The sequence below is a fragment of the Streptomyces sp. NPDC048734 genome (assembly GCF_043198675.1).
Classification (GTDB): domain Bacteria; phylum Actinomycetota; class Actinomycetes; order Streptomycetales; family Streptomycetaceae; genus Streptomyces.
The window spans coordinates 241,568-265,784 of record NZ_JBICUZ010000004.1 but is presented as its reverse complement, the minus strand read 5'-3'; the positions used below and the strand labels follow the sequence as shown (position 1 = coordinate 265,784).

Annotated in this window: 6 protein-coding genes; 2 read left to right on the top strand and 4 right to left on the bottom strand. The window is 67.4% G+C overall.

From position 1 onward, the window contains the following. Positions 1-476 precede the first annotated feature (476 nt). A complete protein-coding gene (locus ACGFQC_RS13620) occupies positions 477-5,480 on the top strand; it encodes a hypothetical protein (RefSeq protein ID WP_363087882.1) in 5,004 nt (1,667 codons plus the stop codon). 63 nt (positions 5,481-5,543) lie between these two features. Further along, on the top strand, positions 5,544-6,602 hold the full coding sequence (locus tag ACGFQC_RS13615) for a hypothetical protein (protein ID WP_363087883.1): 1,059 nt from the start codon (positions 5,544-5,546) through the stop codon (positions 6,600-6,602). A 57-nt stretch (positions 6,603-6,659) separates the two neighbouring features. Here ACGFQC_RS13615 and ACGFQC_RS13610 read toward each other — a convergent pair whose 3' ends face one another. The 4 genes from ACGFQC_RS13610 to ACGFQC_RS13595 are packed head-to-tail and all read right to left on the bottom strand — an operon-like array spanning position 6,660 to position 24,215. Next, entirely contained in the window at positions 6,660-8,978 is a 2,319-nt protein-coding gene (locus ACGFQC_RS13610; RefSeq protein WP_363087884.1) for a UvrD-helicase domain-containing protein, read from the bottom strand. After that, positions 8,975-15,712 (bottom strand): DEAD/DEAH box helicase, encoded by a 6,738-nt coding sequence (locus ACGFQC_RS13605; RefSeq protein WP_363087885.1) that lies wholly within the window; start codon positions 15,710-15,712, stop codon positions 8,975-8,977. Before ACGFQC_RS13605 ends, ACGFQC_RS13610 begins: the two co-directional genes overlap by 4 nt. Then, positions 15,709-21,159, bottom strand: a complete 5,451-nt coding sequence (locus ACGFQC_RS13600; protein ID WP_363087886.1) for a hypothetical protein — start codon at positions 21,157-21,159, stop codon at positions 15,709-15,711. Before ACGFQC_RS13600 ends, ACGFQC_RS13605 begins: the two co-directional genes overlap by 4 nt. Then, positions 21,156-24,215, bottom strand: a complete 3,060-nt coding sequence (locus tag ACGFQC_RS13595; protein ID WP_363087887.1) for an SNF2-related protein — start codon at positions 24,213-24,215, stop codon at positions 21,156-21,158. Before ACGFQC_RS13595 ends, ACGFQC_RS13600 begins: the two co-directional genes overlap by 4 nt. Positions 24,216-24,217: the final 2 nt, after the last annotated feature.

Here is a 24,217-nt window from a genome sequence, read left to right as displayed (position 1 = left end):
GCCCGGTCCTCGATCGCGGCCAAGAGGTCGACTGTCGGTGATATTGATCAGAAACGCTTTGGGTTCATACTTGTTGACCGTGCGTGAGTGATCTGGTGGAGGATGCGCGGAGCTGGTCACCGGACGCGCTGGGAGGGAAACGCACCTCGGTCCGGACGGATGAGCGGGTGCGATCGCAATCAGGCACCCGAAAGAGTCACAGGCACACGAACCGCACAGTCACCGACCGCATCGTGTGCGCTGGCGTGTTCGATCTCAGACCAGCCCGGTCCCGGGTCGGACTCCCAAGTCGATGCCGTCACGCACTTCATGACCGGCAGCGCGCAGGTCAGCACCGGCTACAACGGAATTTTCGCGCCTGATCTGCACCGAGCTGCCGGTCCATTGGTACAGGAGGGCTTGGTGTGTCAGTGCAGCCCTCTACGCTGGGATCCGACACGCGCACAGTGGGGCGGCGGGACGGTCAGAGGACGGCAGTGGCATCGAACGACAGCAGGGCACACAACTGGCACAGCATCCGGGAATGGGACGGCAGCCAGCATCGCGCGTTCGAGGAACTCTGTTTCCAGCTCCGGACGCCGGCGCCTCCGGGCTGGGAGACGATCAAGACTGCTGCTCCGGACGGCGGCGTCGAATGGTATGACCAGGCGCCCGACGGCATTGCTGCACACGGATACCAGGTCAAGTTCGTCCACAACATCGACGATCTCATCCCTCAGGCGAAGAAGAGCGCCAAAACAGTCGGTGAGAACATCGCGAACCGGAAGATCGTCCGGCTTGAATTCCTCACTCCCTTCGACCTCTCCGACCCCACCCCTGTCACCCCGCGCGGGAAGGCGCGTACCGGTGCGAGGGAGCGGTGGAACAGCAACGTCGCCCGGTGGAAGAAGGACTTGCCCGGTCTTGCCGACGTGGACATCCGCTACGTCGGTGGCGGTGAGCTGCTGGAGCGGTTGACTCGGCCTGGAAATGAGGGGCGTCAGTGGTTCTTCTTCGAACGGCGGGCGCTGGGCAGCGAGTGGTTCAGGGAACAGGTCACGCTTGCTGAGCGTCTGGCCGAGGCGCGGTACACACCCGAGCATCATGTGACGTTGCCCCTTGCGCGCGTGGCTGATGCGTGCGCCCTGCCGCAGGAGTTCTTGAGGCAGGGCGTCCAGCGATCCCGGGATCTGCAGGCCGCTGTGGTGACCCTCCTTTCCGAGATGACACGCTGGTACGACAGCTATCCCGCGCCGGCCAGCAGCCCCGACCATCAGGCGCTGGCGCGGTGGGTGCATGCGTGGACGCCCGCGTTGCGGGAAGGCGCCCACACCTTGGTCCACGACCTGTCCGCTGCATCCGCAACGTCCGGTTTCCCCGCCGAGCAGAGTTCTGCTGTGGTGGAGGACATGCTGGAGCGGCTGGGTGAGTTCAAGGACCTGGCTGACCGGTTCACCGAGGAAGAGCGTGAAAGCGACGACGCCATATCTGCGGCCGGACGGGGCGCAAACGCTCCGGTGACCGCGGTGCGGAGCGTGCAGTGGTTGTGCGAGCGCGCTCTGGTTCGTGCCTTCGACGCCTGCGAGCGCCTGGACGGCTTGTTGCGGAGTTCCGCTGCCCAGGCAGCGGAGAAGAAGACCTGGCTGCTCGTGGGGGAGGCAGGGCAGGGTAAGACGCATTTGCTGGTCGACGCCGCGCGGCGGGCCGTGGACGAGGGCCGGCCGGCGTTGGTGGTGTTCGGGCAGGAGCTCACCGGGCACAACACGCTGAGTGAGATCGCGCAGAAGCGTGGCCTGGGGCCGCTTGCCGAGCGGGACTTCCTCCAGGCGATGGACGCCGCTGGCGCGGCCAGCGGTTGCCGCTTCCTGTTGATCATTGATGCGCTCAATGACTCCGACGACGCCGGGAACTGGAAGAGCGAACTGCTCGCGTTGCAGGTGCGTCTGGCCGGGTACCAGCACATCGCTTTGTTGGTGTCCTGCCGTTCGACCTTCAAGTCGATCGTCGTGCCTGATCGTTTCGATGTGCCGGCATCCGTGCACTCCGGCTTTGCCGGACGGGAGATGGAGGGGCTGGAAAGCTATCTGCAGGGTGCGGCGGCCGTTCTTCCCAACACTCCCCTGCTGGCCTCGGTCTTCACCAACCCTTTGTTCGTGAAGCTGTATGCGGACAGTCTGAGCAAGAGCCTGGAGCGTGGCGGCTCGGGTGTCCATCCGCGTGACCGGAGCGCGGTGTTCGACGCCTTTATCGACCACCGTGCGGAGACCATCTGCTCCCGGCTCGGGCTCGATCCTCTGGAGCGGCCCGTGCACCGTGCGGTGGACGCCCTGGCCTCGCTCATGGCCGACGCACGGCGTTCTGTGCTGCCGCGTGATGAAGCCCGCGCTCTTGCCGACGCGTACGCTCCTGCAGCCACGGTGTGGCCGGACACGATGCTCGGGCAGCTCCTCGCCCAGGGCCTGGTGTCCAACGAGCGGACCTACAAGTCCAACCAGGCAACTGGTATCGGTTTTCCCTACCAGGCGTTCGGCGACGACCGCGTTGTGCGATCGGTCTTCGCTGCCCACCAGGACGAGATCGACGTGCTGCGCGAGGGACGCCCACTGGCCGCCGATTCCGCGCTGCAGGGCTGGCTGAGGCAGGCTGCCCCGAACTACCAGGAAGCAGCGTCAATTCTCCTGCCCGAGCGAACAGGGACGGAGCTCATCGACCTGCTGGCCGCTTCTCCCACATCTGCGGAGGTTACAGCTGGCCCCGGCAGTCGCGCGGACGTTCGAGGCTATCGGCTGGCCCGCAGCTTTCTGGAAACGCTTCCGCTGCGCGGCACAAGCAGCGTCAACGAACGCACCATCGAACTCCTCAACGAGACCGCCTCACGTCACGGACGTAATTCCGACGTGCTGGAGGTCGCGGTAGCGGTCACCGCCGAGCCGGGGCATCTGCTGAACGCCGACCGTCTCCACCGGGTGCTGCTGCGGAAACAGCGGCCCGAGCGCGATGCGTGGTGGGGTGTCGAGACCTACTCCTTGTTGTGGGACGTCACGGCACTGCACCGGCTGCTGCGCTGGGCCGAGCAGTACCCCACCCCGCGCCATCTCCACCCTGCGTCCCTCACGGTCCGGCCTCGGCTCGGGGACCGGACCCGCCGGCCGGTGCAGATGGCCGGAGCCGGCGACGAGGAAGTCGTCCGGTTGGCGGCCACGACACTGGTGTGGACCCTCACGTCCTCCAACCGGTTCCTGCGGGACCGGGCCACCAAGGCCCTGGTGCAGCTGCTTCTGGGGCACGGAGACGTTCTCGTCTCCCTCCTGGACAGATTCCTCCACGAGGACGCGGAGAAGATCGACGATCCCTACCTCTTCGAGCGTCTGGTGTGGGTTGCTTATGGAGTCCTGGCCCGTCGCAGCGAGGACGACGGCAAGCACGACCTCCTCCGGACAATCGCCCGGCGGCTCCTCACGTACTCCTACGGCGCCGTTGATTCGCCCGCGCACGCTTCACGGAACGCACTGCTGTGCGAAGCGGCTACACGCGTTGTCACCTTGGCGCACCGTGCTGGAGCCGTCACCGGCGAGGAAGCAAACGCGGTCAGGCATCCACACGCCTGCCCCCCGATCGGGCAGGCTCCTGCGGAGGAGGACCTCGACGTGCTCTTCCCGCGGCGGGAGCAGAATAAGTCGCTGTGGGGATCGCTCCGCTCGTCCCTTTCACCGCTGGGAGACTTTGCGGACTACCAGGTCCGGCCGGCCGTGCGTCACTTCAGTTTGCTGCCGCTGTCGACCGATTATCCCCGTCGGCCGGCGTGGCAGCGCGCCGACGATCCTGTCGTAGTCGACCCCGCCCGTATCCCGGCCTTCGCGCAAAGCCTTCCGGAGTCCGTCAGGCCCGCCTTGAGCACACCGGCTGCCGTTGAACAACTCCTCACTGGGAGGAAGGCGAGGGACGTCCTCGACGCGGACCAGTACGCGCTGCTGCGAGCCTGCCGAGTGCCCCCGCCCGACGACGAACGCCTCGCCGCTGCCCACGTCGACGCCGAGTGGGCCGCACGCTGGATCCTCGCCCGCGTCGCCGACCTGGGCTGGACACCTGAACTCTTCGCCGAATTCGACAACATGCGTTCCCGCCACTCTGGCTCCCGCCAGTCACACAAGGGCGAACGGATCGGCAAGAAGTACCAGTGGATGGCCCTCCACGAGCTCGTGGAACGCCTGGCGAACCACCGGCACCCCCACCGGCAGACCGAGCACGACGCCGCCGAATACCCGGGAGCGGCACAACTGTCGCTGCTCGACATCGACCCCTCCCTCCCCCCGGCCCGACACCCCTTCTCCGACACCGACGACGACAACAGTCCAGACGAAGCCGACCACGCCACCTTCCCGACCGCAGACCCCGCACACCCGCTGGCACCACCTGTCCCCGACCTGCCCGACGACGAGGGCGTCGACGAATGGATCAGCCGTCCGGACAACCTGCCCGACCTCGGCGAACTGGGCATCCGCACCGACAGCCAGGACAGGCAGTGGATCGTCCTCTACGAACAGGCCATGGACGACCACGACGGCCGAGGATGGAACGTCACCCGCGGCCAGGCAGAGCAATGGCACCGCATCCACAGCTGGCTCGTGCCCACCCCCCAACTCACCAGCCTGCTGACGTGGCTTGAAGGCCGTTCGCTCACAAACCGGCTGATGCCCGAAGGAGCCGATCGCCACAGCCTTCTCCTGGCCGACTTCCCCACCGTCCCCGGTCCCTGGACCGACCCGGAACCCGACTCCTGGCATGTGAGTACCTTTCAGTACGACGAACCCGATCGCGGTGAGGACGACTCCCCTGTCCCAGGGGACGACGATCTCTCCACTCCGGAGCCAACCCCTAGACCGCCGGCCTCGGAGGAGAGCGTCGCCATCGCCATCTGGCGGGAGCGCAGGGAAAAGCGCCGGGAAGAGCTGCTCCTGGAGCTCGCAGACCAGTGGGCGGACGGTCCGATGGAAGACGACGAGGACGACTGGCTGGAGCGCACCCTCGCCGCACAGCCGCAGGGCCGGATGGTGTTCGCCATAGATCCCGATGGGGAACCCGTCACCGCTATTCCGACCGACCAGACATACAACTGGAGTGGTCAGAGCCTGGACTGCTCCCTCGACGCATCCGTCTCAGTGACGCTGCTCAGTGACCCACTCCTGAGAAACAGCAGGCTGCGGCGCGACCCGGACCGCCCTTTCTGGTACGACACCGACGGGCAACTGCAGGTGCAGTACCTGACATGGGACCGCCCGAGCGGCAGGGCCTACAGTCTCCTCGCGTCCAGAGAGTGGCTCGAGCACCACCTCGAGCGCAGCGGCCACTGCCTGGTCCAGGGCATGATCGGCGAACGGCAGCCTGTGACCGCCGAGCACCCCCGTGTCTGGAGAGAATTCAGCCAGAGCGCCGGCCGCACGGCACAGGGACAAGGCGAGCCTGGGACCATCGTCACCGAAATCAAGAAAAGCATCCGGTAGCAGGCTGCTGCCGCGCTTGGCCCGGGCACGACCGCAGAGCACGGCCCGTGTAGGAGGTTGACCATGATCAAGGGCGCCGCACTGCGGGGGTATTTATTGGAGGAGGCGCTTGCCTGGCTTCTGCGCTCCTCCGGCTACCGCCTGCTGGTGCACGAGAGCCAGGACCCCGAGGAGCTGGCGACCGAAGGGAACACGCTTCGGGTGCGGGGCCGGGGAGCACTGCATCAGGTGGACGCACTGGGGGAGTTCGCGTTCACACCGGCGTTCTCGATGCCGGTGCGGCTGTTCCTGGAGGCGAAGTTCTACCAGGAGCGCTGCGGACTGGAGATCGTGCGCAACGCCCACGGAGTGCTGCACGACGTGAACGAGAACTTCGTGATGCACGCCGGTAGAAGGCCGCGGCAGCGGTATCAGTACGCGTACGCCCTGTTCTCGACGAGCGGGTTCACGTCGGACGCCCAGAAGTACGCCTTGGCGCACCAGATCTCGCTGGTGGATCTGTCGGGCGCCTCGTTCGCATGGCTGCTTGGGACGATCGGTACCACCGCGTGGACTTTGGAGCAGGCGCAGTTCCACCTCGGGGCGTCCGGGACGTTCCCGGTGACGTGGATGCGTACGGAGCTGCGCAAGGAGTTGGGGACCTGGACCGCGTCTGCGGAGCTGCAGCCGACCCCGGCGCCGGCGGACGGCAGATTCCGGGACGAGGCTGAGGCGGCGATCGCCGGCTTCGCAGCCGCGCTCCAGCAGAACAGCGGTGCCGAGTTGCTGTTGGGCTTCCCGTCGGCACCGTTCATCCTGCCGTTGGCCGCCAGCGATCACCTGGCGTTCACCACGTACGCGGATGCCCAGCCGGATCATGCGGTGCGCATTCGGCGACGTGGCAATGGCGGTTCGGCGGAGTGGACGCTGTCGCCGCTGGGTGAGGAAAGCGCGTACGAGCTTGCCTTTAAGCTGCCGAAGCAGGTGGAGGACTGGATCAGTGACGTCGAGGGGAAGGAGCGGCGGCGCGCCCTGGAGGTCAAGGAGCAGTTCCTTTCCGCGATCACGATCTACCGGATGAACGGCGGTGGCGTGCGGGCGTATCAACTGCGCTACGAGGCGAGTTTCCTCTCGCACTTCTGATTCCCAGCGAGGAGGAGAGTGTGGGCCTTCCCGAGGCCGGGGAGGCCCACGTCCGTGTCAGACCGGCAGGTAAGGGCTGTGCTTGCCGTGCCAGCTGATGTTCAGCGCGTCTCGGGCTCGCGTGGTCGCCACGAAGAGCAGAGAACGGGCCTTGCGCTGTTCGCGCTCGTAGCGGGGCGGATCCTCGGTGCGGTAGCGGTCGATGACGTGCGTGCGGGGGATGATGCCGTCACTGGCACCCACGATGGCGAGGCGCTGGTACTCGAGACCCTTGAAGCGATGCATCGTGCCGACGTGGACCTCGCCGTCGCCCTTGGGACCGTCCTTGGTGAGTTCAGCGCAGGTGATGCCGGCCTTGGTGACCAGGTAGTACATGGTCTGGCTGACCAGGTCGCGGTCGGCGACGCAGACGGCGATATGGCCGCTCGGGTCTATGGGTGAGCCGTTCTCGTCCGTGGAAAGCTCCTCGCGCCACGTTGCCAGGGTGGTGGCAAGGCCGGCGAGCTCGTCCTCCCAAGTGTCGTACGGCGTGAAGGTCGGGGCGGGGCCGTGGAGGACGGAACGGTATCCGGCGAGGTTGTCGGTGCCGTCGTCCAGGTCGTCGTAGTTCACCTGCTGCCCGGGCTTCACAGGGTCGACCACGCGGAGGGCCTCGGTGAGGATCTCCTTGGTGGTGCGGTAGCTGAGGGTGAGGCGAGAAGAACGGCCGCGGATGTTGATGCCGAGGCTGCCGAGGGCTACCTGGTGGTCGTAGATGCGCTGGTGGGTGTCGCCGGCGATGAACATGTCGTTGGGCAGGTCGGGGTCGGCCATGGCCCGGAGCATCTTCCAGTGCGCGGGGCTGAGGTCCTGGGCCTCGTCGACGACGATGTGCCGGTAGCGGTAGTTCAGGTAGCGCATGCCGGAGCTGTTGTCGCGGTGGATGAGGTCCTTGCCGCCGACCTCCTCTTTGTACTCGCGCCGGGCTCTGATCTTCGCGGCGCGCTCGATCTCGAAGCGGGCAGCGCGCTCGGATGCCTGGCCCCAGGTCTCCACGCCGAGCTTGTCCAGGCGGGCGGTGAACTGTTCGACGAGCTTCCAGATGTGGTTGCGCTCGGGCCGGGTCAGCGAACGGCCCCGTCCTGCACGGCGGGCCTGGAAGTAGGCGGAGCGGGTGGTGACGGACTGGCCGAGGATGACCTGCTCCCACTCCTCCAGGAGAAACTCGGCCTCCCAACGGCGGTCGTCGAGTTCGGCGAGGAGCTGGCGCATCTCATTCAGCGCCACGTGGTCGTAGACACGCTGCCGGCCCCGGCCAGGTGCGGTGTTCTCGCCCAGGACGCGGGCGGCGAGCTGGTCGATGTGAGCGATCTCGACACGGTCGAGGAGTTCGGGCTCGACGAGGGATGCCAGACGCAGGCGGAGGTCCGTGGTGAGGTTCTTGGTGAACGTGGTCAGCAGGATCGCCTTGTTGCTGCCGGGGGGCAGTTGCTCGGCCAGGTGCTTGACCCGGTGCAGGGCGACGATGGTCTTTCCGGTGCCGGGCCCGCCGGAGACGCGGGCAGGTCCGTTGTAGTGGCGGTGGACGATGCGTTCCTGCGTGGGGTGGAGGAAGACCTTCCAGGCTCGGAAGTCTCCTTCGTCGATGGCCGCCTGAACGGCATCGTCGACGGCGGTGACCTTGGTACGGCTCAGGGCCGCGGCGAAGTCACCGAGATCGGGCTCATGGCCGAGCTCGACGGGCTGGGTGATCTCCTTGCGGACCTCGTCGATGGTCATACCGGCGGCGAGACCGTAGAGGACGTCCTTGGACAACAGCGGGGCGCCCTCGACGAGCTGGTCCAGCTCGGCGCTGTCGGTGACGGCGAGGGCCAGCTCGATCAACTGGTCGGCGACGCCCAGCTCACGCAGCTGGTCGGCGCTGTACGCGGCGAGCAGGGGAGGGGTTTCCACCGTCGGCTGCGGCTGCGGCTGTGGTTCGGGCTCGGCCGGCGGCGCGGTCCGGTCAGGTTCGGCCGGGGTCAGGGTGATCCCGGCGCGGCGCAGTGCGCTGTTGCCGACGACCGAGAGGTCGACGAACTCGATCTCGCCGGTGACACGGTTGACCGCGACCTGGAGCTCTTCGTAGACGTCCTTGCGGTGGCGGACGGCGATGACCAGCCAGCTCTGGGTGCCGTCCGCGTCTGCTCCGGTCGGGGTCAGCAGCGCGCGGTAGGAGTCGTTGACTCGCGCGGACCAGATGCGCGAGTCGCCTTTGAGCTTCTTCAGCTTCAGGCCCGGCTGGTTGGGGTTGTTCCGGAAGACGTGGCAGAAATCGTAGAACTGGGCCTTGACCGAGCGGTCGAGCTTGTACAGCTCCTGTTCGGCCTTGCGGTACAGGCTGAGCCGGGCGGTCATCGGGTGGTGCCTTCCGTATCGGGGAGCTGTATGAGCAGGGTGTCGAGGTGGTCGAGCCATGCTGCGGCGGTCCGGACCGTCCAGCCGTCCTCGGCGTAGGCGGCGTCGCGTCGCTGGGCCTCGATGTCCTCGTCGCCCTGGTGAGCGGCGACAACGGCGATCTTGAGGCCGGGAGTCTGCCAGGCGAAGTCCGCCTGCCAGCGGCTGCTTCCGAGTTCGAACCCGAAGACGGGGGCCTGCTTTCCGTGCTCGGCGAGCGTCTCGGCGAGGCGGAGCAGGGCAGGTGCCTCGTCGGGGTCCTCGCACAGGATCTCCAGGATGTCGTCGTCCCAGACGGCGTCCCGGATGATCTTCCGGAGGGCGGCTTCCGCCGGCGAGTCCCTGCTCGGCTCCGAGGCGGCGGGCCGGACTGTGGGCTCGGGCACCAGGGCGGGCGCGGGGGCGAGTGCTGCGGCGAGCGAGTCGAGTTCACCCAGGCCACCGCACACGGCGAGAACCTCTACCTCGAAGTCCGCAGCGCTGCTGACGGCGAGCTGGACACCGTCCCCGCCGACGAGTGACAGGAACTGGGTGATGTTGGTCCAGTACAGCCAGGACCGCCACCGCAGCTTGTGCTCGTCGGTGTCGAGGACGGCGTCGCTGTCGTCGAGGACCGTCAGGGCGGTCCACCGCAGGTTGTCAGGGTCGGCCGCGTCCAGCGCGAACACGATCGGCAGACCGTGCTCGTCCTGGGTGCGGAACACATGAACGGGACCGAGGCTGCCGGCGTCGGGTACCACCGGCTTGCGGTGCCGTCGGCCGGCTCCGAAGGAGGCGAGCTGTTCGCGCAGCGCGGCGACTAGCTCGCTGCGCTTGCCGGTCGCGGCGACGGCGGTCGTGGCGGAAACAGCGGTGAGGCCGGTGACCAGGGCGCGGGCCCGGCGGGCCCAACGGGTGGCGTCGGGGTCCCGCAGATAGGCGATGAGCGTGTCGATCGGGTTGGCGAAGACGGCTTCGCCGAAGTGGGCGCGGTTGCCGCCGTACTGCTCGTAGGCGGCCTTGGCCTGCTCCTGTGCGGTGCCCCGATACGGCGGCCAGACCGGTTTGGTGCGCCCCGGCCGCCGTTCGAACAGGTCGATGTCGGCCCAGGTGATCTGGAAGACGATCTTTCCGTCGGCACGGAGCCGGGTGCGCTGGGCCGCGTTCTTGGCGATGAGGTTGTGTTCCCGGCTGGCGTGGAACCGGAAGCCTTCCAGATAGACGTGCACGCTCTGCACCGGACCGCCGACGCGGGTGAAGGTGAAGTCCGTTCGGGTGCCTTCGAGCTGCCGCTGGGCCGTCAGCCTCCAGTGCATCACGTCCGAGCCGTCGGTAAATCGCAGATGTCCGCTGGCGTGGCCCTCCTCATCCAAGGCCGCGTCGTCGGTGACCTTCACCCAGTCCCGCAGCGCGGTCAGGAAGCGGGCCTCCAGGTCGGATTCGACCTGAGCGTCCAGCCCGACCAGCCCGGTGTGCTCCACATCGCTGATGTCCCAGCCGTCCTCACCGTCCCCCTTGAACAGCAGCGACTCCAGCATGCTGAGCGCCGCCTGGCGCGAGACGACGTCCTGGAACTGCTCGGGGGTGTAGCGGTGCAGACAGCGGTGGCAGGCGCGCCGCTGCTCCTCGGCGCACGGACATGCCTTGAGCTGCTCGTACGCCCGAGCGAGGGTGTCTCGGAAGGCACGGCGGTCGGTGAGCCGGTCCAGGTAGCCGGTGCCGCCCGGGAGAGAGTCGAAGAGCACCAGGAACCAGCGGCGCTCGCCGCTGTCCATGTCCGGCATGGAGGCCACCGTGGTGTCCAGGTGCTGCGGGTCGCCGCCGAAGTGCAGGTCGACACCGAGTCGCAGGGCGGCCCGGAATGAGTGCACCCGTGCGTCCACGTCGGCTGTCGCGGCCGGGATGAGGATCCGCAGGGCTTCGGTCTGCAGCTGGTGGGCCAGCAGCACCTGCTCCTGCGTTACGCCGTCCTTCTTGCCGCGGCGCAGGGGGCACCACGGGCGATGGTGCTTGAGCTGCGGGGCACGGGTTGCTGCCGATTCAAGGGCGTCGGTGTCGTGGTCGAAGACCGGACGGCCGTCCGCGCTCGCGGCCCCGCAGGCAGTGCACACGTGGAAGGGGTTCAGCCGGACCAGGTGGCCGGCGAAGTCATCCCGGGCAGGAGCGTCGTAGCGGACCGGGCCGACGTTGATCCGTCGGATCATCGCCGTGCGGCAGAAGTCCACGCCGAACGTCTCGCGGTCGTGCCGCCAGGACTTCCCCCGCTCGATCTTCTCGACGGGGATGTCCACCGCGTCCACGACGGTGTACGAGCGGCGATCACGGTCGTCCTTGTCGTCCCGGATCCGCGCGTCCTCACGCTTGTCCCGCGACGTCACGGTGGCCGGCTCCACGACCTGGAACAAGCAGGAGCCGTCGTCGGCGATCTGGCTCGTCCTGCACCGGGGGCACGGAGAGCGATCGTCGGTGGCGTCCTCGGTGCGTACGTACCCGCACCCTGGGCACACCCTCCAGGTCCGCCACTCCTGGCGCCCGCCCGTCGACAGCTCCAGGCCGGTGATCTCGTGCCGGTAGCCGTTGACGTAGAAGGTGTTGCCCGGCGCCAGCTCCTGGATCGCGAAGCGGCGGGGCCGCTCGTAGGAGACGGTATCGGACGTGTACACCACCTTGCCCGTCTTCGGGTCGATGCCGTCCTCGCCGTACAGGGTCGCCGACAGTGTCGTCGACGAGTCGATGAGAGCGTAGTTCGGCAGCAGACCCAGGTCACACAGCGCGGTCTGCGCCGTAGTGTCGCCCAGGTGGAGCAGCTGCCTGCCCACCCCGCGCCGTTCGGCGTCCAGTTCCGCCTTCTGACGGGCCTGGTCGGGGTCGCTGTCGTGCAGCTCGCCGTGGGCCTCGTCGATCTCCCGCAGCCGCGCCCGCAGCGCGTCCTCGGCGCGCCGCCACTCGCCTTCCGCCCTCTCTACGGCGCTGCGCAGACCGTGCGTCGCATACGCCTCCAGGTCGGCCCCGGCCTGCTCACTGACGCCGACCGGGAACAGCCGCAGGAACCCCTTGACCAGCTCCTCGCCCTGGTCGAGGGCCAGCTCCACCAGATCGGTCAGATAGCCGGACGGGCCGAACAGGCGCGGCGCCTTGTGCGGCAGCGCGCGCAGCACGATGCCGTCCGCACGGACGAGACGGCCGGCCGCGGCGAGGTCCAGCAGATGCGCCAGGTACTGACGACGAAGGATCTCGACGGCCGACAGGTAGGACCCGGGCGGCACGATCGTGCCCGCGATCAGGTCCTTCGGACGCTCGAGGAAGTACAGGTCACGGCGCCGCCGGTCGGGGATGGTCAACAGGAAGGCATTGCCGGTGCGGCGGCCGGCCCGGCCGACCTGCTGAGCGTAGGAGGCGGGACGGCGCGGCAGCGCGGCCAGCACGACGGCGGACAGGTCGCCGATGTCGATGCCCATCTCCAGCGTCGGCGTGCAGGAGAGCACATTGGGGTCCTTGAACCCGCCGCCGCGCTTGAACGCCTCCTCGACCCTCTCGCGCTGGTGCCGCGTCAGCATGCCCGTGTGCTCGGCGGTGATCACCTGATAGGTGCCCGCGCCGAGGTAGAGCCGCCGGTAGTAGTCGTCCCTGTAGTCGCGGTCGCGGTGGTGTACCCCCAGCCCCTCGGGCCGGTCGCCGGACACAAGGCGGCCCCGTCGGCACCGGTAGGAGGGACAAGGCTGGTCGTGCCACTGGTCCAGCAGCGACGGGTGGACCGTCTGCTCCCAGAAGCACACCGGGCACCGCACGTACGAGACCCGCACCTGCTCGTCGTCCAGCAGCCGGGCCTCGATGTTGCCGGGCTTGAGTCCGTACACCCGCACCGAGGTGTCGTTCGGGGTGCGCACCGACAGCAGCCCCATCGAGGCGAGTTCGGGCAGCAGCCGGCTCCACAGCTCGGGTGCCAGCTCACGCGGCAGCTCCAAGCACCGCCCGGCCCACCGCTCGTACCAGGAGAGCCGTCCGGTCGCGAAGTCGAACTCGCTGCCGTTCTTGGGCTGCCCGAGCAGGAACACGGGGGCGGCGATCCCCTTCGGGAAGGCCCGCATACCCGGAGCCCGCTTGCCCCAGATGTAGTACCGGCTGGTGCCCGCCTCGTCGATGAACTTGTTCAGCCACTGATGGGCGACCGCACCCCGGGTACGGAGCCGCTCCAGGAAAATGCGTACGAACGCAAGATAGCGGGCGTCGTCCTGTGCCACCAGCGGCAGGCCGTCCCGCACGCACTCCTCGTGCAGCCGCTTGACCAGCGCGATCACTGCAGCCGGGTCGCCGATGCGGACCTGCGCGGCGGCGGTGCGGGTCAGCTCCAGCGTACGGCCGTTCCGGGACCGGAAGCCGAACTCCATCAACGCCTCGAACGCCAGCCGCTGACCGATCAGCCGCCACGTTTTCAGGTCCCCACCGCGACCCTGGCCGGACAGCAACCGGTTTACGCCCTTGAAGCCGTGCAGGTCCGGCGGCACCACCGCCGAGAGGGTGTCCTTGTCCGTCGTGGCGTCGACGACGTTCGCGATCAGATCATTCAGCGCGGTCGGCTCGTCGTGCCGCAGGTGGTCGGCGAGGAGAGCACGGAGCGAGAAGGTGTACGAGCGGTTGGCGACGAACCCGGCCCGGTGCGCGGCGTCCTGCACCGAGTCGTTGAACATCAGCGTCTTTTTCTCGTGAAGCTTCTTGTCGAGCTCTCCACCGGTGAAAAGCTGGGTGATGGACGCGGCCGCCATCGCGGCGGCACCCGTACCGAGGTAGCGGATCGCGTTGCGCTCACCGCACGCCGGACACCAGTCCTCCTTGGCCGCAGTGTTCGCCGTCTCCCCGAAGTTCACGAGCACGAACGCCGAATCACGGGCCGTCAGCCGGGGCTCCTTGGTCTCCCGGTCGTAATCGTTCAGCGGATCAGGCAGTCGCAGCCGCTTACGGGTGCCGTCCAGCACCATCAGCGCCCCACCGGCACCCTGCGACGCAGCCGATCCCCCCTTGCCGCTGGCCGCCGTGAGCAGCGCGGCCCCGGAACCCTCCCGGGCCTCCCGGTCCGTCGCGGCGATCAGGTTCCGCACCCGGGCCTTGTCCTGGCCCAGTGACGCCCGCCGGATCTTGTACGTGTCGAACTGGACATCGTGGTCATCGCTCTCCGGCGAGAACACCGCCCAACCCGATCGCCCACAGTCACGGCAGTAGATCGCGGGCAGGAACAGGTTCGCGCTCTGCCCCGACGTCGCCGTCGTCACCGGCGCCATACGGCCGCTGTCGGCCGCGCCGGCATCGGCCGTGCCGGCTACATCCCAGCGGAACTCCGCCTTCGGCCACGGCAGCACTCCGCGCAGCAGCCGAGACACCGAACGCGCCCACTGATGCACCTCGACGTGCACGAAGGGCCGGGGCTCGGCGGGCGAGGACTCCGGATCGCGGGCGTACGACAGCAGCGCGACGAACCGCGCCAGCGCCTCGGCCGCCTTCTCCGGCTGCCGCGCCACCGCCTCGGACCAACCGGCGGCGCCCGCACGCCACATCACATCCAGCACTTCGGCACTGGTCTTCACCCCGCCGCCGAGCGCCTGCATCACCGCACGAGTGAACAGATGCCGCTTGAGGTTCCCTCCGAGGAGGAACGGATCGAGGTCACGGACGTCCGTCACCTTCTCGATCAGATCCAGCAACGCCTCATCGCCGGTCGCCGGATCGGGCAGCGCCAGCAACTCGTCGGGTGTCGGCATCGGCTGCATGGTCACGTCGCCGAGCGGGATGAACTCCTCGACCGTGAGCCGGTTCTCCCCGACGATGGAGTCCGCAGTGAACTCCGTGCCGAAGACGTGGGTGGCCACTTCCAGCAGCTGCGCCGTGCCGTCCTCGTCCGTGCCGGAAGCGAGCGTCGCCGACGTCGCGACCGGACAGATCTTTCCCAGCGGACGGCCTTCCTCGGCTGCCCCGACGGAGGCGGCGAGTCGACGCAGCAGCATCCCGACGTCCGTGCCCTGCGCGCCGTCGTACGTGTGGAACTCGTCCACGACGACGTAGCGGATATCCGACTCCCGCCATAGGGGCGCGTCGTCCGCACGCTGGAGGAGGAGGTCCAGCATCTTGTAGTTCGTTATCAGGATGTCGGGCGGGGACAACTGCATGTCCGAACGGCGGGTTCGCACCTTCTCGTACTGCGTCGCTGCGCGTTCACCGATGTAGAGGCCGGCCGACAGCTTCCCGAGCTCGGCGTTCTCCGTGAGTAGATCGTTGATGCGCTGCGCCTGGTCGGTGGCCAGGGCGTTCATGGGGTAAAGGAAGACCGCCTTCACCCCGGTCTTGCCGGCTGCCCGCTCCCGACGGCAGTGGTCCAGCACGGGGTAGAGGAACGACTCCGTCTTACCGGACCCGGTGCCGGTGGTGACTAGCGTCGGTTGCGGGGTGTGGCCGTGCGCTGAGGTCAGCCGCGTGAAGGCGGCCGCCTGATGCGCGTACGGCTTGAAGCCCTGCCGCTGCCACTCCAGATGCTTGCGCCACTCCTCGCCGGCCACGGTGAAGGGCGTCCGGATTCGAAGATACGGGCCACGGAACATCCCCGATGTCTCGTCCCCGAGGAACCGGTGTAGCGCCTCACGCGCACCCTCGTCGGTGAGCGCGTACGTCGTCGACAGGTACTGCAGCAGGCTCTCCTTGAGCCCGCGCGCCTGAAGAGTCGGCCTCACGGCTTCGGCACCTCCTGCTTCACCGGATCCCACTCACCACGGGTGACGGCCTCGTCGAGCCGCTTCTGGAAGTAAGCGTGTGCTGCGCGCATCTCCGCCTCGCGATCAGCCTTGTAGAACGGCGCGGTGTACCTCCTCGGCACGGGTGCGTTGACGGGGTCTGCCTGGTACGCCTCGAACTGCGCCCAGCTCTCCTTCGTCTGCCGCTGGCCGATAGTGCGGGCGTTACCCGCGATCTTCCAGCCATCGGCGTCGAACCAGGTCACGGCCTCGTACTTCTGCAGCACAGGGAAGCGGCCCCGGTATGCAGCGATGAGCGCGTCCGCGTCCATGCCGAGCCAGACGGCGACCAGCGCGTCGATCTCGACCAGCGCTGAGCGACGAGCACGCTCGCTGCGGAGCGGTGTTTCGGGTCGCCAGTCCGGGGTGACCTCGTGGAGCGGCTGAAGGTCGGGCCATTCGCAGGCCCATGGCTCGTAGGTGGGCCAGGTGGGGTCGTAGAGCTCCGCCCAGAGGTCGGCGTAGGCGTTGGTGAGACAGTTGAGGCGAAGGGTGCGGAGGAGGAGAGGGGAGGCGAGGGGGTGCTCAGCCGCAGGGGCCGGCAAGCGCTGCGCTTGGGCAACGTCCAAGTTTGCGATGCCCGAGATGCGCAGTGAGTAGTCAAGCGGCAAGGCCGACCAGAAGCCAGCAATGAGTGCCGTGTTGTTGTTGTCCGGGACCCTCCCACTGCGGACACCGTCAATGTGTGCAACGCCTGGGGGAACGATCGCGACGTAGAGTGCTCTCTCGGTGTTAGGAGCGATCATTTTTCGCCAGGCGAACCTGTGGAACGTGGTGTAGCGACGCTTCGCTCGCTGTCTGAGCACGTCGTCGACCTTCGCAGAATCGGCGTGCTCCACCGGGACACCGGTGGCACGTGCAGCGACGTTACGTGCTTGGGCCAGCGCTTTGTTGTCTTCTCGCAGTCGGCTTAGAGCCCGGTGGTCGATCCACCGTTCCTGCTCGGCCAGATAGGCGTGAGTTCTGCCGGGCGCCCGCACGTAAGCAGTGTCCGGGACAAAGTCCGACGCGAGGCTGACAAGGTTCATGCCGTAAGGGTCGTTACTGTTTGCGTCGTGGCGTTTGAACACCGGTGTGGCCACGCTCAACTGGGTGCCCTTGAGGATGACGTGGCGCCAACGGTCCGGCTGGTACCCCTGGCCCGTGGCTGGGTCTGGCCGGTTGTAGTCGATCAGGTTGTCCTTCTTGGCGCCGCTTTCGTGGTAACCCGGCGAGATCTCTGGTGACAGAGTGCCAAGTCGCAACGGATAGTCCGCAAGAGCCTCGATCGCCGAGGCTTCTGCGGTGCTGACAGGAAACAGCAGGCGGGCCTGCTCGACGGGCTGGTCGGCCTCGTCCAGTAGGCGCTGCCAGACAGATAGCTGGTGTTCGTCCACCGTGACGACGCGAGCTCGATGCGGGCGTTCGTCGAACTCGCCGTTGAGGTATCGGACTCCGGGTACCTCCCCGGAACCATCGTGTTCGGCGGAGTATCGGAGAGCATCCGTCGAGACAAGCCAGGACAGGTGGTCGAATGAGATATTTGTCGGCTGCCCGTAGATGTGTACCCCGAAGTGAGCGGTGTGTCCGACCGGTTCGGGGAAGAACCGCTGCCCAGCGTTGACGAAGTCGCCGTGAATCCGAAGCCGCCTGTACGCCGTCTCCCGAAGCGCTCCCTCCTTGTCGCCCGTGAAATGTGTGTCAGGGTGCACCATTCCCGCAGTTCCTTTGGACGAGGAGTGCGCCCAAATCTGGGACATAAAAGCGCGGTACAGGTCAGGCTGGGTACCTGTCAGCAGCGGGTACATCTGCGGTGAGCCGAACACAGCGACTTGAGCAGTCGTGCTCGTCAGCTCTCCGAGCACGTATCGGTGAGCGTCCTCGGACGCTAGCACCTTTCGACGTCGACGGTCCTTCTCGTTTGCCGACGCCTTGTCCTGCAGCTCGAACCACGGCTCGTGCTCCGCCAGCACAGCCGACTCGTTCCAACGGGGTCGTACCCACGGCGGGTTGCCGACCTGGAGGTCGAAGCCACCGCTTTGCGCGAAGATGAGTGCGAATTCGAGCTCCCAGTGGAGGAAGCCCTGGTCCTCCGAGATGTCGTGCACTTCCCGAAGCCACGGGAAGCGGTCTTCCGGGTTGCCAGCGTCCATGCCCATGAAGCTGGGCAGCGTCTCCTCGAAGCTCTTGAGGGCATCGAGGTCCTTGAAGCTGTCGATGAGGGTGCCCTCAGGCACGTCGGCCGTGCCGAGCATGGCCTCCAGAAACTCCAGCCAGTCGTCCAAGTCCTTAAGCGGGACGATCGGTCGACGCTCCGGCGCTTTCGGCTTCGGTGCTGAGGTCTGGGTCCTTCCCCGCGGCCTGATCTGCTTGACTTCCACGACCGAGTCGTCGGCGCTCAGTTCGAGGTCCTCGAAGCTTGTCTGCTCGGGGCCGAGCGCGAACAGGGCCGTCGCCTCGACGAACTGCGGCACGGGTGTGGGCGTGGGTACTGCGGCCGGTTCCGGTTCAACCGAGGCAGCGGGTGACTCCAACACCAGCGGCGCGCCGTCCAGCAGGCGACTGAGGCTGTCCGCTCCAGTCACCTCCAGTCGCGCCGCGTACTCACCAGCCGTACCGTCGAGCAGACCGGCTTTCTCGATGGGCCAGAACCACAGCGCACACCAGGCGTCCATGATCTTCTTCAGTCGCCAGTACGGAGTGTCGGCGGCGTTGAAAAGGTCTTCGAGGACCTGTTCCTTCGTAACCGCCTGGTCAGGGCGGTGGAGGAAGGCGTACTCGGGGTCAGTCGGGTCGGCGCCCCAGACGTCGATCCGACGGGCGATTGCCTGCTCGGAGAGCTCCATGCGCTTGGCGACAAGCGACCAGAGGAATTCGACTCGGCGGGCGGCGTCCCGGAGGCTGGTGAACTGAGACACCGGCTCCTTCTTCGCCCGGCCGGCTTTGCTGCGCTTAGGGCGCTGGAGGATGCCCTTTTTCCAGGCGGCGAGCTGTTCGACACCCTCCTTCGCCAGTTCCTTGGCCTCCTTCGAGCCCGCGATCGCGGCCCACCCGGGGCTCGGCAGGAGGAACTGGTGGACCGCGTCCTGGGGGAGCGGCTGGGGCTCGCCGTCCTTGAGGAAGGGCAGCGGGGTCGGAGCCAGGGCGCCCTTGGCCTTGAGCCATTCCTTGCCGATGACGTCGTCGGCCGCGTAGACGGCGCGCCTGGCGCCGATGAGGCTGTTTCCTCGGCGCAGGTGAAGGCCGAACCAGGGAGCGCGCATGCCGGGGTGCATGGTGTTGAGCCAGAGGGACACCTCTGCGAGCTCGACGCCCGTGGCGTTGAGGTCGACGCCGTACGCGTTGTGCAGGGCGATGTACGCCTTGGCCTTCTGCTTCTCGGTAAGGGCGTCCGCGGTGGGGATGGTGACGCCCAACTCGTTCTGCCTACGGCGCAGGTATTCCTCGGCGACCTGGTTGATCGCCTCGTTGAGGAAGGCGCCGGAGCCGAGAGCCGGCTCGCAGATCTTGTACTGGAGCAGTTCCGACGCCCGGGTCTTCATGACGTTGCCGTCGGCGTCGCGATCCTGGTCGAGGCGGTGCTTGAGCGTGAGCTCGACCGTGACCTGGGTCAGCGACTCGGGCGTGTAGTACGAGGCGGAGGTCTCGCGGTCACGGCCGGCGAGGCGGTAGACGAAGGAGCCCTTCTCGTACTTCTTGACGCCGCGCAGACCCTTGCGGGCGTCGTCCTCGTCGTAGTGGACGAGGGTCTTGTCGGGGTACTGGTCCTGCTTGTGGGAGGGGATGAGCCAGGAGCCCTTCTCCGGGTCGCCGCCCTTGGCGACCTCGCACAGCTCCTCCTCGGCGATGATGCCGGTGTAGGACATCAGGCCCTCGTAGACGGCACCGAGCTGGTTGATGCCGAGGTTGCGGTAGGAGATGAAACCGCCCCGCTCGCCGCGCTTGCCCTTCTTCATGGTGAGGAGGCGCAGCACCTCATGCAGGGCGGCGTTGCGGAGCCGCAGGTCGAGCCAGCGCGGGTCGCTGTCCTCGTCGCTGCGGGGGTCGAGGACGCCCCTGCCGATGAGGCGTACCGAACGGGGCTCGAAGAGCTCGCTGCGTAGGGGTTCGAAGCGCAGGCCACGGTCCTCGCTGCGGCGGGCGGCCTTGGCCTTGCGGGTCTCCTCGTCGTCGCCGGGCTGGTCGTCGTCGGCCTCGGTGCCGTACGGGCGGTGGCCGAAGTTGACCTTGTTGAAGAGGACGTCCAGAGATTCGTGCAGGTGGAAGCCGTTGCGGGCCTCCTCTTCGACGAGTTCTTCGTCGCGTTCGACGAGCTCGCGCAGGCGGGCCATCGAGTAGCCGGCCTCGTAGCTGCCGTCGTCGGCGGGGAGGATGCCGAGTTCGGGGCGGGCCTCGGCGTAGAGGAGGAACAGGACGCGGTAGAGGTAGCGGAGGGATTCGCTGGTGAGTTCCCGGGCGAAGGGGATCTTGGGGCTCTCGATGTCGGCCGGGGTGACGTCGTTCTCCGGCTCGGCCATCCGCGCGAGGACTTCGTTGGCGATGATCTCTACCGAGCGCTGGAGTCCGTGGCGCAGTTCGCCGGAGACGCCGGCGGCGTTGGCGCTGGAGGACTTTAGCAGGGCATCGATGGTCCGGCTCTGGTCGTTCTCGCCGGGCCGGAGCATGTCCAGGCTGAACAGCGCCGCGATGGTGGCGAGTTCGCCTTGCTGGCTGCGGTCGTTGCGTTCGAGGGCCGCGTCGAGGTTGACGGCGAGGTAGCGGCCCTCGTTCCAGGACTGGCGATCCGCGAGGACGAGCACGCCTCCGCACAACAGCAGGACGAAGCGTGGGCGAGGCCCGCCGGCCTCGCCGAGCTCGCTCTGGAAAAGCCAGGATGCCAGGGCCGGGCCGGTTTCGTACATCTCGCTTGCACTGACACGCAGTGGGTGCAGCAGTCGGCCGGGGCCTGTCCCGTCCAGAGCGGCGTCGTTGTCGGCGGCCCAGCCGCAGTCCAGGGCGATGATCCCGTGGCCGTGGTAGGCCACGGTCAGGGAGTGGTCGCGTCCGGCGCGATGGACGGTGACCTCGGTGGGAGTGACCTCGAAGCCGAGGGCTTGCAGGATCGTCTGATGCCACTCGGCGAGGCGCTTGCACCACTCGGAGTTGTTGTGGGTGTTCGGTCGGACCTCATCTCCTGCGTCGCGCTCGGCGGCCTCGGCGAAGTAGCCGCGTACGTCTTCGGCGAGGTAGGTGCCGCGCAGCGAGCGGAGGAGCTCTCGGGGAGTCTTCCGCGGATCGTGCTCATCGCCTTCGCGCAGGGCCCAGGTGGCGAACAGGCCCTTCTTCAGGTCGGTTCCTAGCTGTTCGGCGAAGTAGTGCGCGGCGAAGTACTCGCCGCGGTTACTGAAGGAGTCGAAATCGGTGCTCATCGGTCGGTGCCTCCCTCAGCGGCGTTGAGCGGTTCCAGGACGGCGAGCAGGCGCAGCATCGGCTCGCCCGTGGTCTGTAGGGAGTTGAGAAGGCTCAGCCGCCTGCTGACGCTGAGGTTCACTCCGCGCTTTCCCGTCCCATCAGAAGAGAACATGGCTTCCTGTTGCCAATGCACGACGCGCTTGCGGGACGGGGCCAGGACCGCCTCGATCTCCTCGCCGTACGCCTCTTTCAGGTCCCGGAGGTGCTGTTCGGCCCTGTCGATGGCTGCAGGCACGAGCTCCGTCAGGCCACTGAGGTCGCGCGGCGCGGCGCGGCCGGGCATCGTCGGACCGACGCCGTAGTCCTCCAGAACCTCCGGAGTCAGAGGCGTCACCTGAAGGTCGTGGGGGGCACCGTGGATGGCCATCCACTCGACGATGGTCGGCCGACCCAGCGCGTTGGAACAGATGCCCTGCACCAGGAACGTCGGTGAGTCCACGGAGGCGGCGAGCACGGGGGCCTGGTGGCGGCCGACCTCGACGAGCACCTTGTCGGTCAACCAGTCCAGGACGGGGTGGACGTCGGTGACGTAGGAGACGTTCGGCCACTGTGACTTGGACGACTCTCGGGCCGCCTTCAGACGCCGGTCCGCGAGGTCTTTGGAGAAGGTGATGCGCATCCGTCCCGGCTCAGTTTTCCGAGGCATGATCCGCTGCTCGTCGAGGTACGACTTCGGCAGTGCCTTCAGCCGGTACAGCAGGTCACGCGGAGGTTCGAAGGCGATCGTGCCGTCGTCGTCGCGGCGCATCGAGAGCTGGTCCTCGGGGTTCGGACGGCAGATCTGACGCAACGCCTCGTCGAAGTAGTCTGCGGTGGAGGAGAACAGACGTGGCACGTACGCCCGTCGCACCTCGGGATGCTCCGGGACGGCGCCTACCTGGCCGAGCAGTCCGGAAAGGAACGCCGCACCTCCTTGCTGGGACTGCTTGATCGACTCCTCGACGGTCCGGCCGGCGATCAGGTCCTGGGTGAGGCGGTTCTCTTCCTCCTTGGCCCGGTACAGGCCGGTGACCGCCTCCACCGAGCCCTCGATCTTGTGCGCTTCCTCCTCGCGCTTCAGGAGTTTCTCGCCCACGAGGCGGTCGTCCAGTGTGCGGGGCTCCCCGGTCGTCTCGTCCGTCCGCCAGGGGATGTCGCTAGTGAGGATCAGAGCGCGGAACTCAGGCCGGTGCTGCTGGCCGTAGCGGTCGATACGGCCGTTGCGCTGCTCGATGCGGATCAGGGACCACGGCAGGTCGAAGTGGATCAGCCGGTGGCACTGCTGGTGGAGGTTGACACCTTCGGAGGCGACGTCGCCGGTGAACAGGATGCGTACGGGGTCGTCGCGCAGCCCGAACTTCTCGACGATGGCCTGCTGCTCCTCGTCGCTGGTGGCATCGCCGTGCATGACCTGGACCACGCCGCCGAAGGCCAGCCAGGGCTTGTTCTCGTCGGGGTCGGCGCCGCGACGGAAACCGAGCGCGGTCGGGGCAGCCTCCGCGAGCCACTTCAGTGTGGGGATGCGCTCGGAGAACACCACCACGCGGGTTTCCGAACCGGGGCCGACACCCATGGCGCGCAGCTCGTCCACGAGGGCCGCCAGCTTCGTCGAGTCGTTGTCCTGGATCCGCTCGGCCACGTCCCGGAGGTCCAACAAGGCTGCGCGCTCCGCCTGCCTTGCCGCTTCCCGGACCGCCGGGTCGACCGAGCGGGCCGGCCTCTGACCGCCTCGCGTCGACTCTGCGGTCGGCTGCTTGTCCAACGTCTTCAGTCGCGTCTTGACGGTCTCCAGCAGGGCCTTGTGCGAGGACAGGAAGGACTTCAGCAGCTGGTAGGGCACCAGCTGGTGTCGGCTGACCGACGGCTGGTCGGGATCGGCCGGAATCCAACGCGTGGCGAGCTCCTGGAAGACGGCGAGTTCTTTCTCACCGGCCGTTACGTGGATCGGCTGGGACGGTCCACGGTCCGCCCAGGCGCCCTTCAACGAGTCGCGAACCTCCGCCGTCGTCTTCGTACGCCGGATGTAAAGGTGCTCAAGGTCCTTCACTTCGTACTTCGACGGGTTGGCGATGGCCGCCTCGTCCAGCATCTTGATCAACTCGGCGAACGACTCGGCACGACCGTTGTGGGGTGTGGCCGATGCCAGCACCAGCGCGTCGGTCTTCCGAGCCAGCAGACGGGCGAGTTCGTTGTTCTTGGTGCCCCGGTTGACCAGATTGTGGGACTCGTCGATGACGACGGCGTCCCAGTTGGTGTGCTCGAGGTGGTGCGCGTAGACGTCGCTCTTGAGCGTGTCCACGGAGATGATCGCGCGCTTGAAGTACGCGAACGGGTTCCGGCCGGCCGGGATGTCCTGCTGGATGCGCTGGATACCGGTGGAGTCCAGTCGGACGAGCGGAATGGCGAAGCGGGTCCACAGCTCCCGCTGGAACTGCTCTAGCACATGTTGGGGGGTCACGACCAGGATGCGCTCGCCGCGTCCGCGCCGGATCAGCTCGGCCAGCAGCACTCCGGTCTCCAGGGTCTTGCCCAGGCCCACCACGTCGGCGATCAGGATCCGCGGCTGCGGGTTCTTCTCCAAGGACAGCGCCAATTCGGCGGGCCGCAGCTGGTGCACCTGCTGGTCCATGAGGAACCCGTCGGCCAGCGCGAGCCCATGTTCGGTCTGCGGCAGGAACGTCTTGCGCATCACCGCTTCAAGGAACAGACGGCCCCGCCGGTGATTGGGTGAGTCGTCCGGGACGAGCCGCGTCTCCCTCGGGTCCAGTACCTGGATCGCGTCGAGTCGGCTGTAGAAGACCGCGTCCGTGCCTCGCACGAAGGACGAGATGCCGGTGACCTCCACCATCCACCCGTCTTTACCGACGTCCTTGGAGTTCCGGACGAGCCACAGCTCGTCGCGGATCAATACCTGGGACCCCGGGGCATAGCCGGAGGACCCGCTGGTCCGCCGTGAGGCCGGAGCATCCTCCGGCGCCCAGGCGTCCCACACCTCATCGCCCTGGCCGCCCACGGCTTCCGCCTCGACGCTCAACG

Excerpts from the sequence above, each read along its gene's own strand:
- ACGFQC_RS13610 (WP_363087884.1), bottom strand. The coding sequence starts at position 8,978 with ATGACCGCCCGGCTCAGCCTGTACCGCAAGGCCGAACAGGAGCTGTAC.
- ACGFQC_RS13615 (WP_363087883.1), top strand. The coding sequence starts at position 5,544 with ATGATCAAGGGCGCCGCACTGCGGGGGTATTTATTGGAGGAGGCGCTT.
- ACGFQC_RS13600 (WP_363087886.1), bottom strand. The coding sequence starts at position 21,159 with ATGAGCACCGATTTCGACTCCTTCAGTAACCGCGGCGAGTACTTCGCC.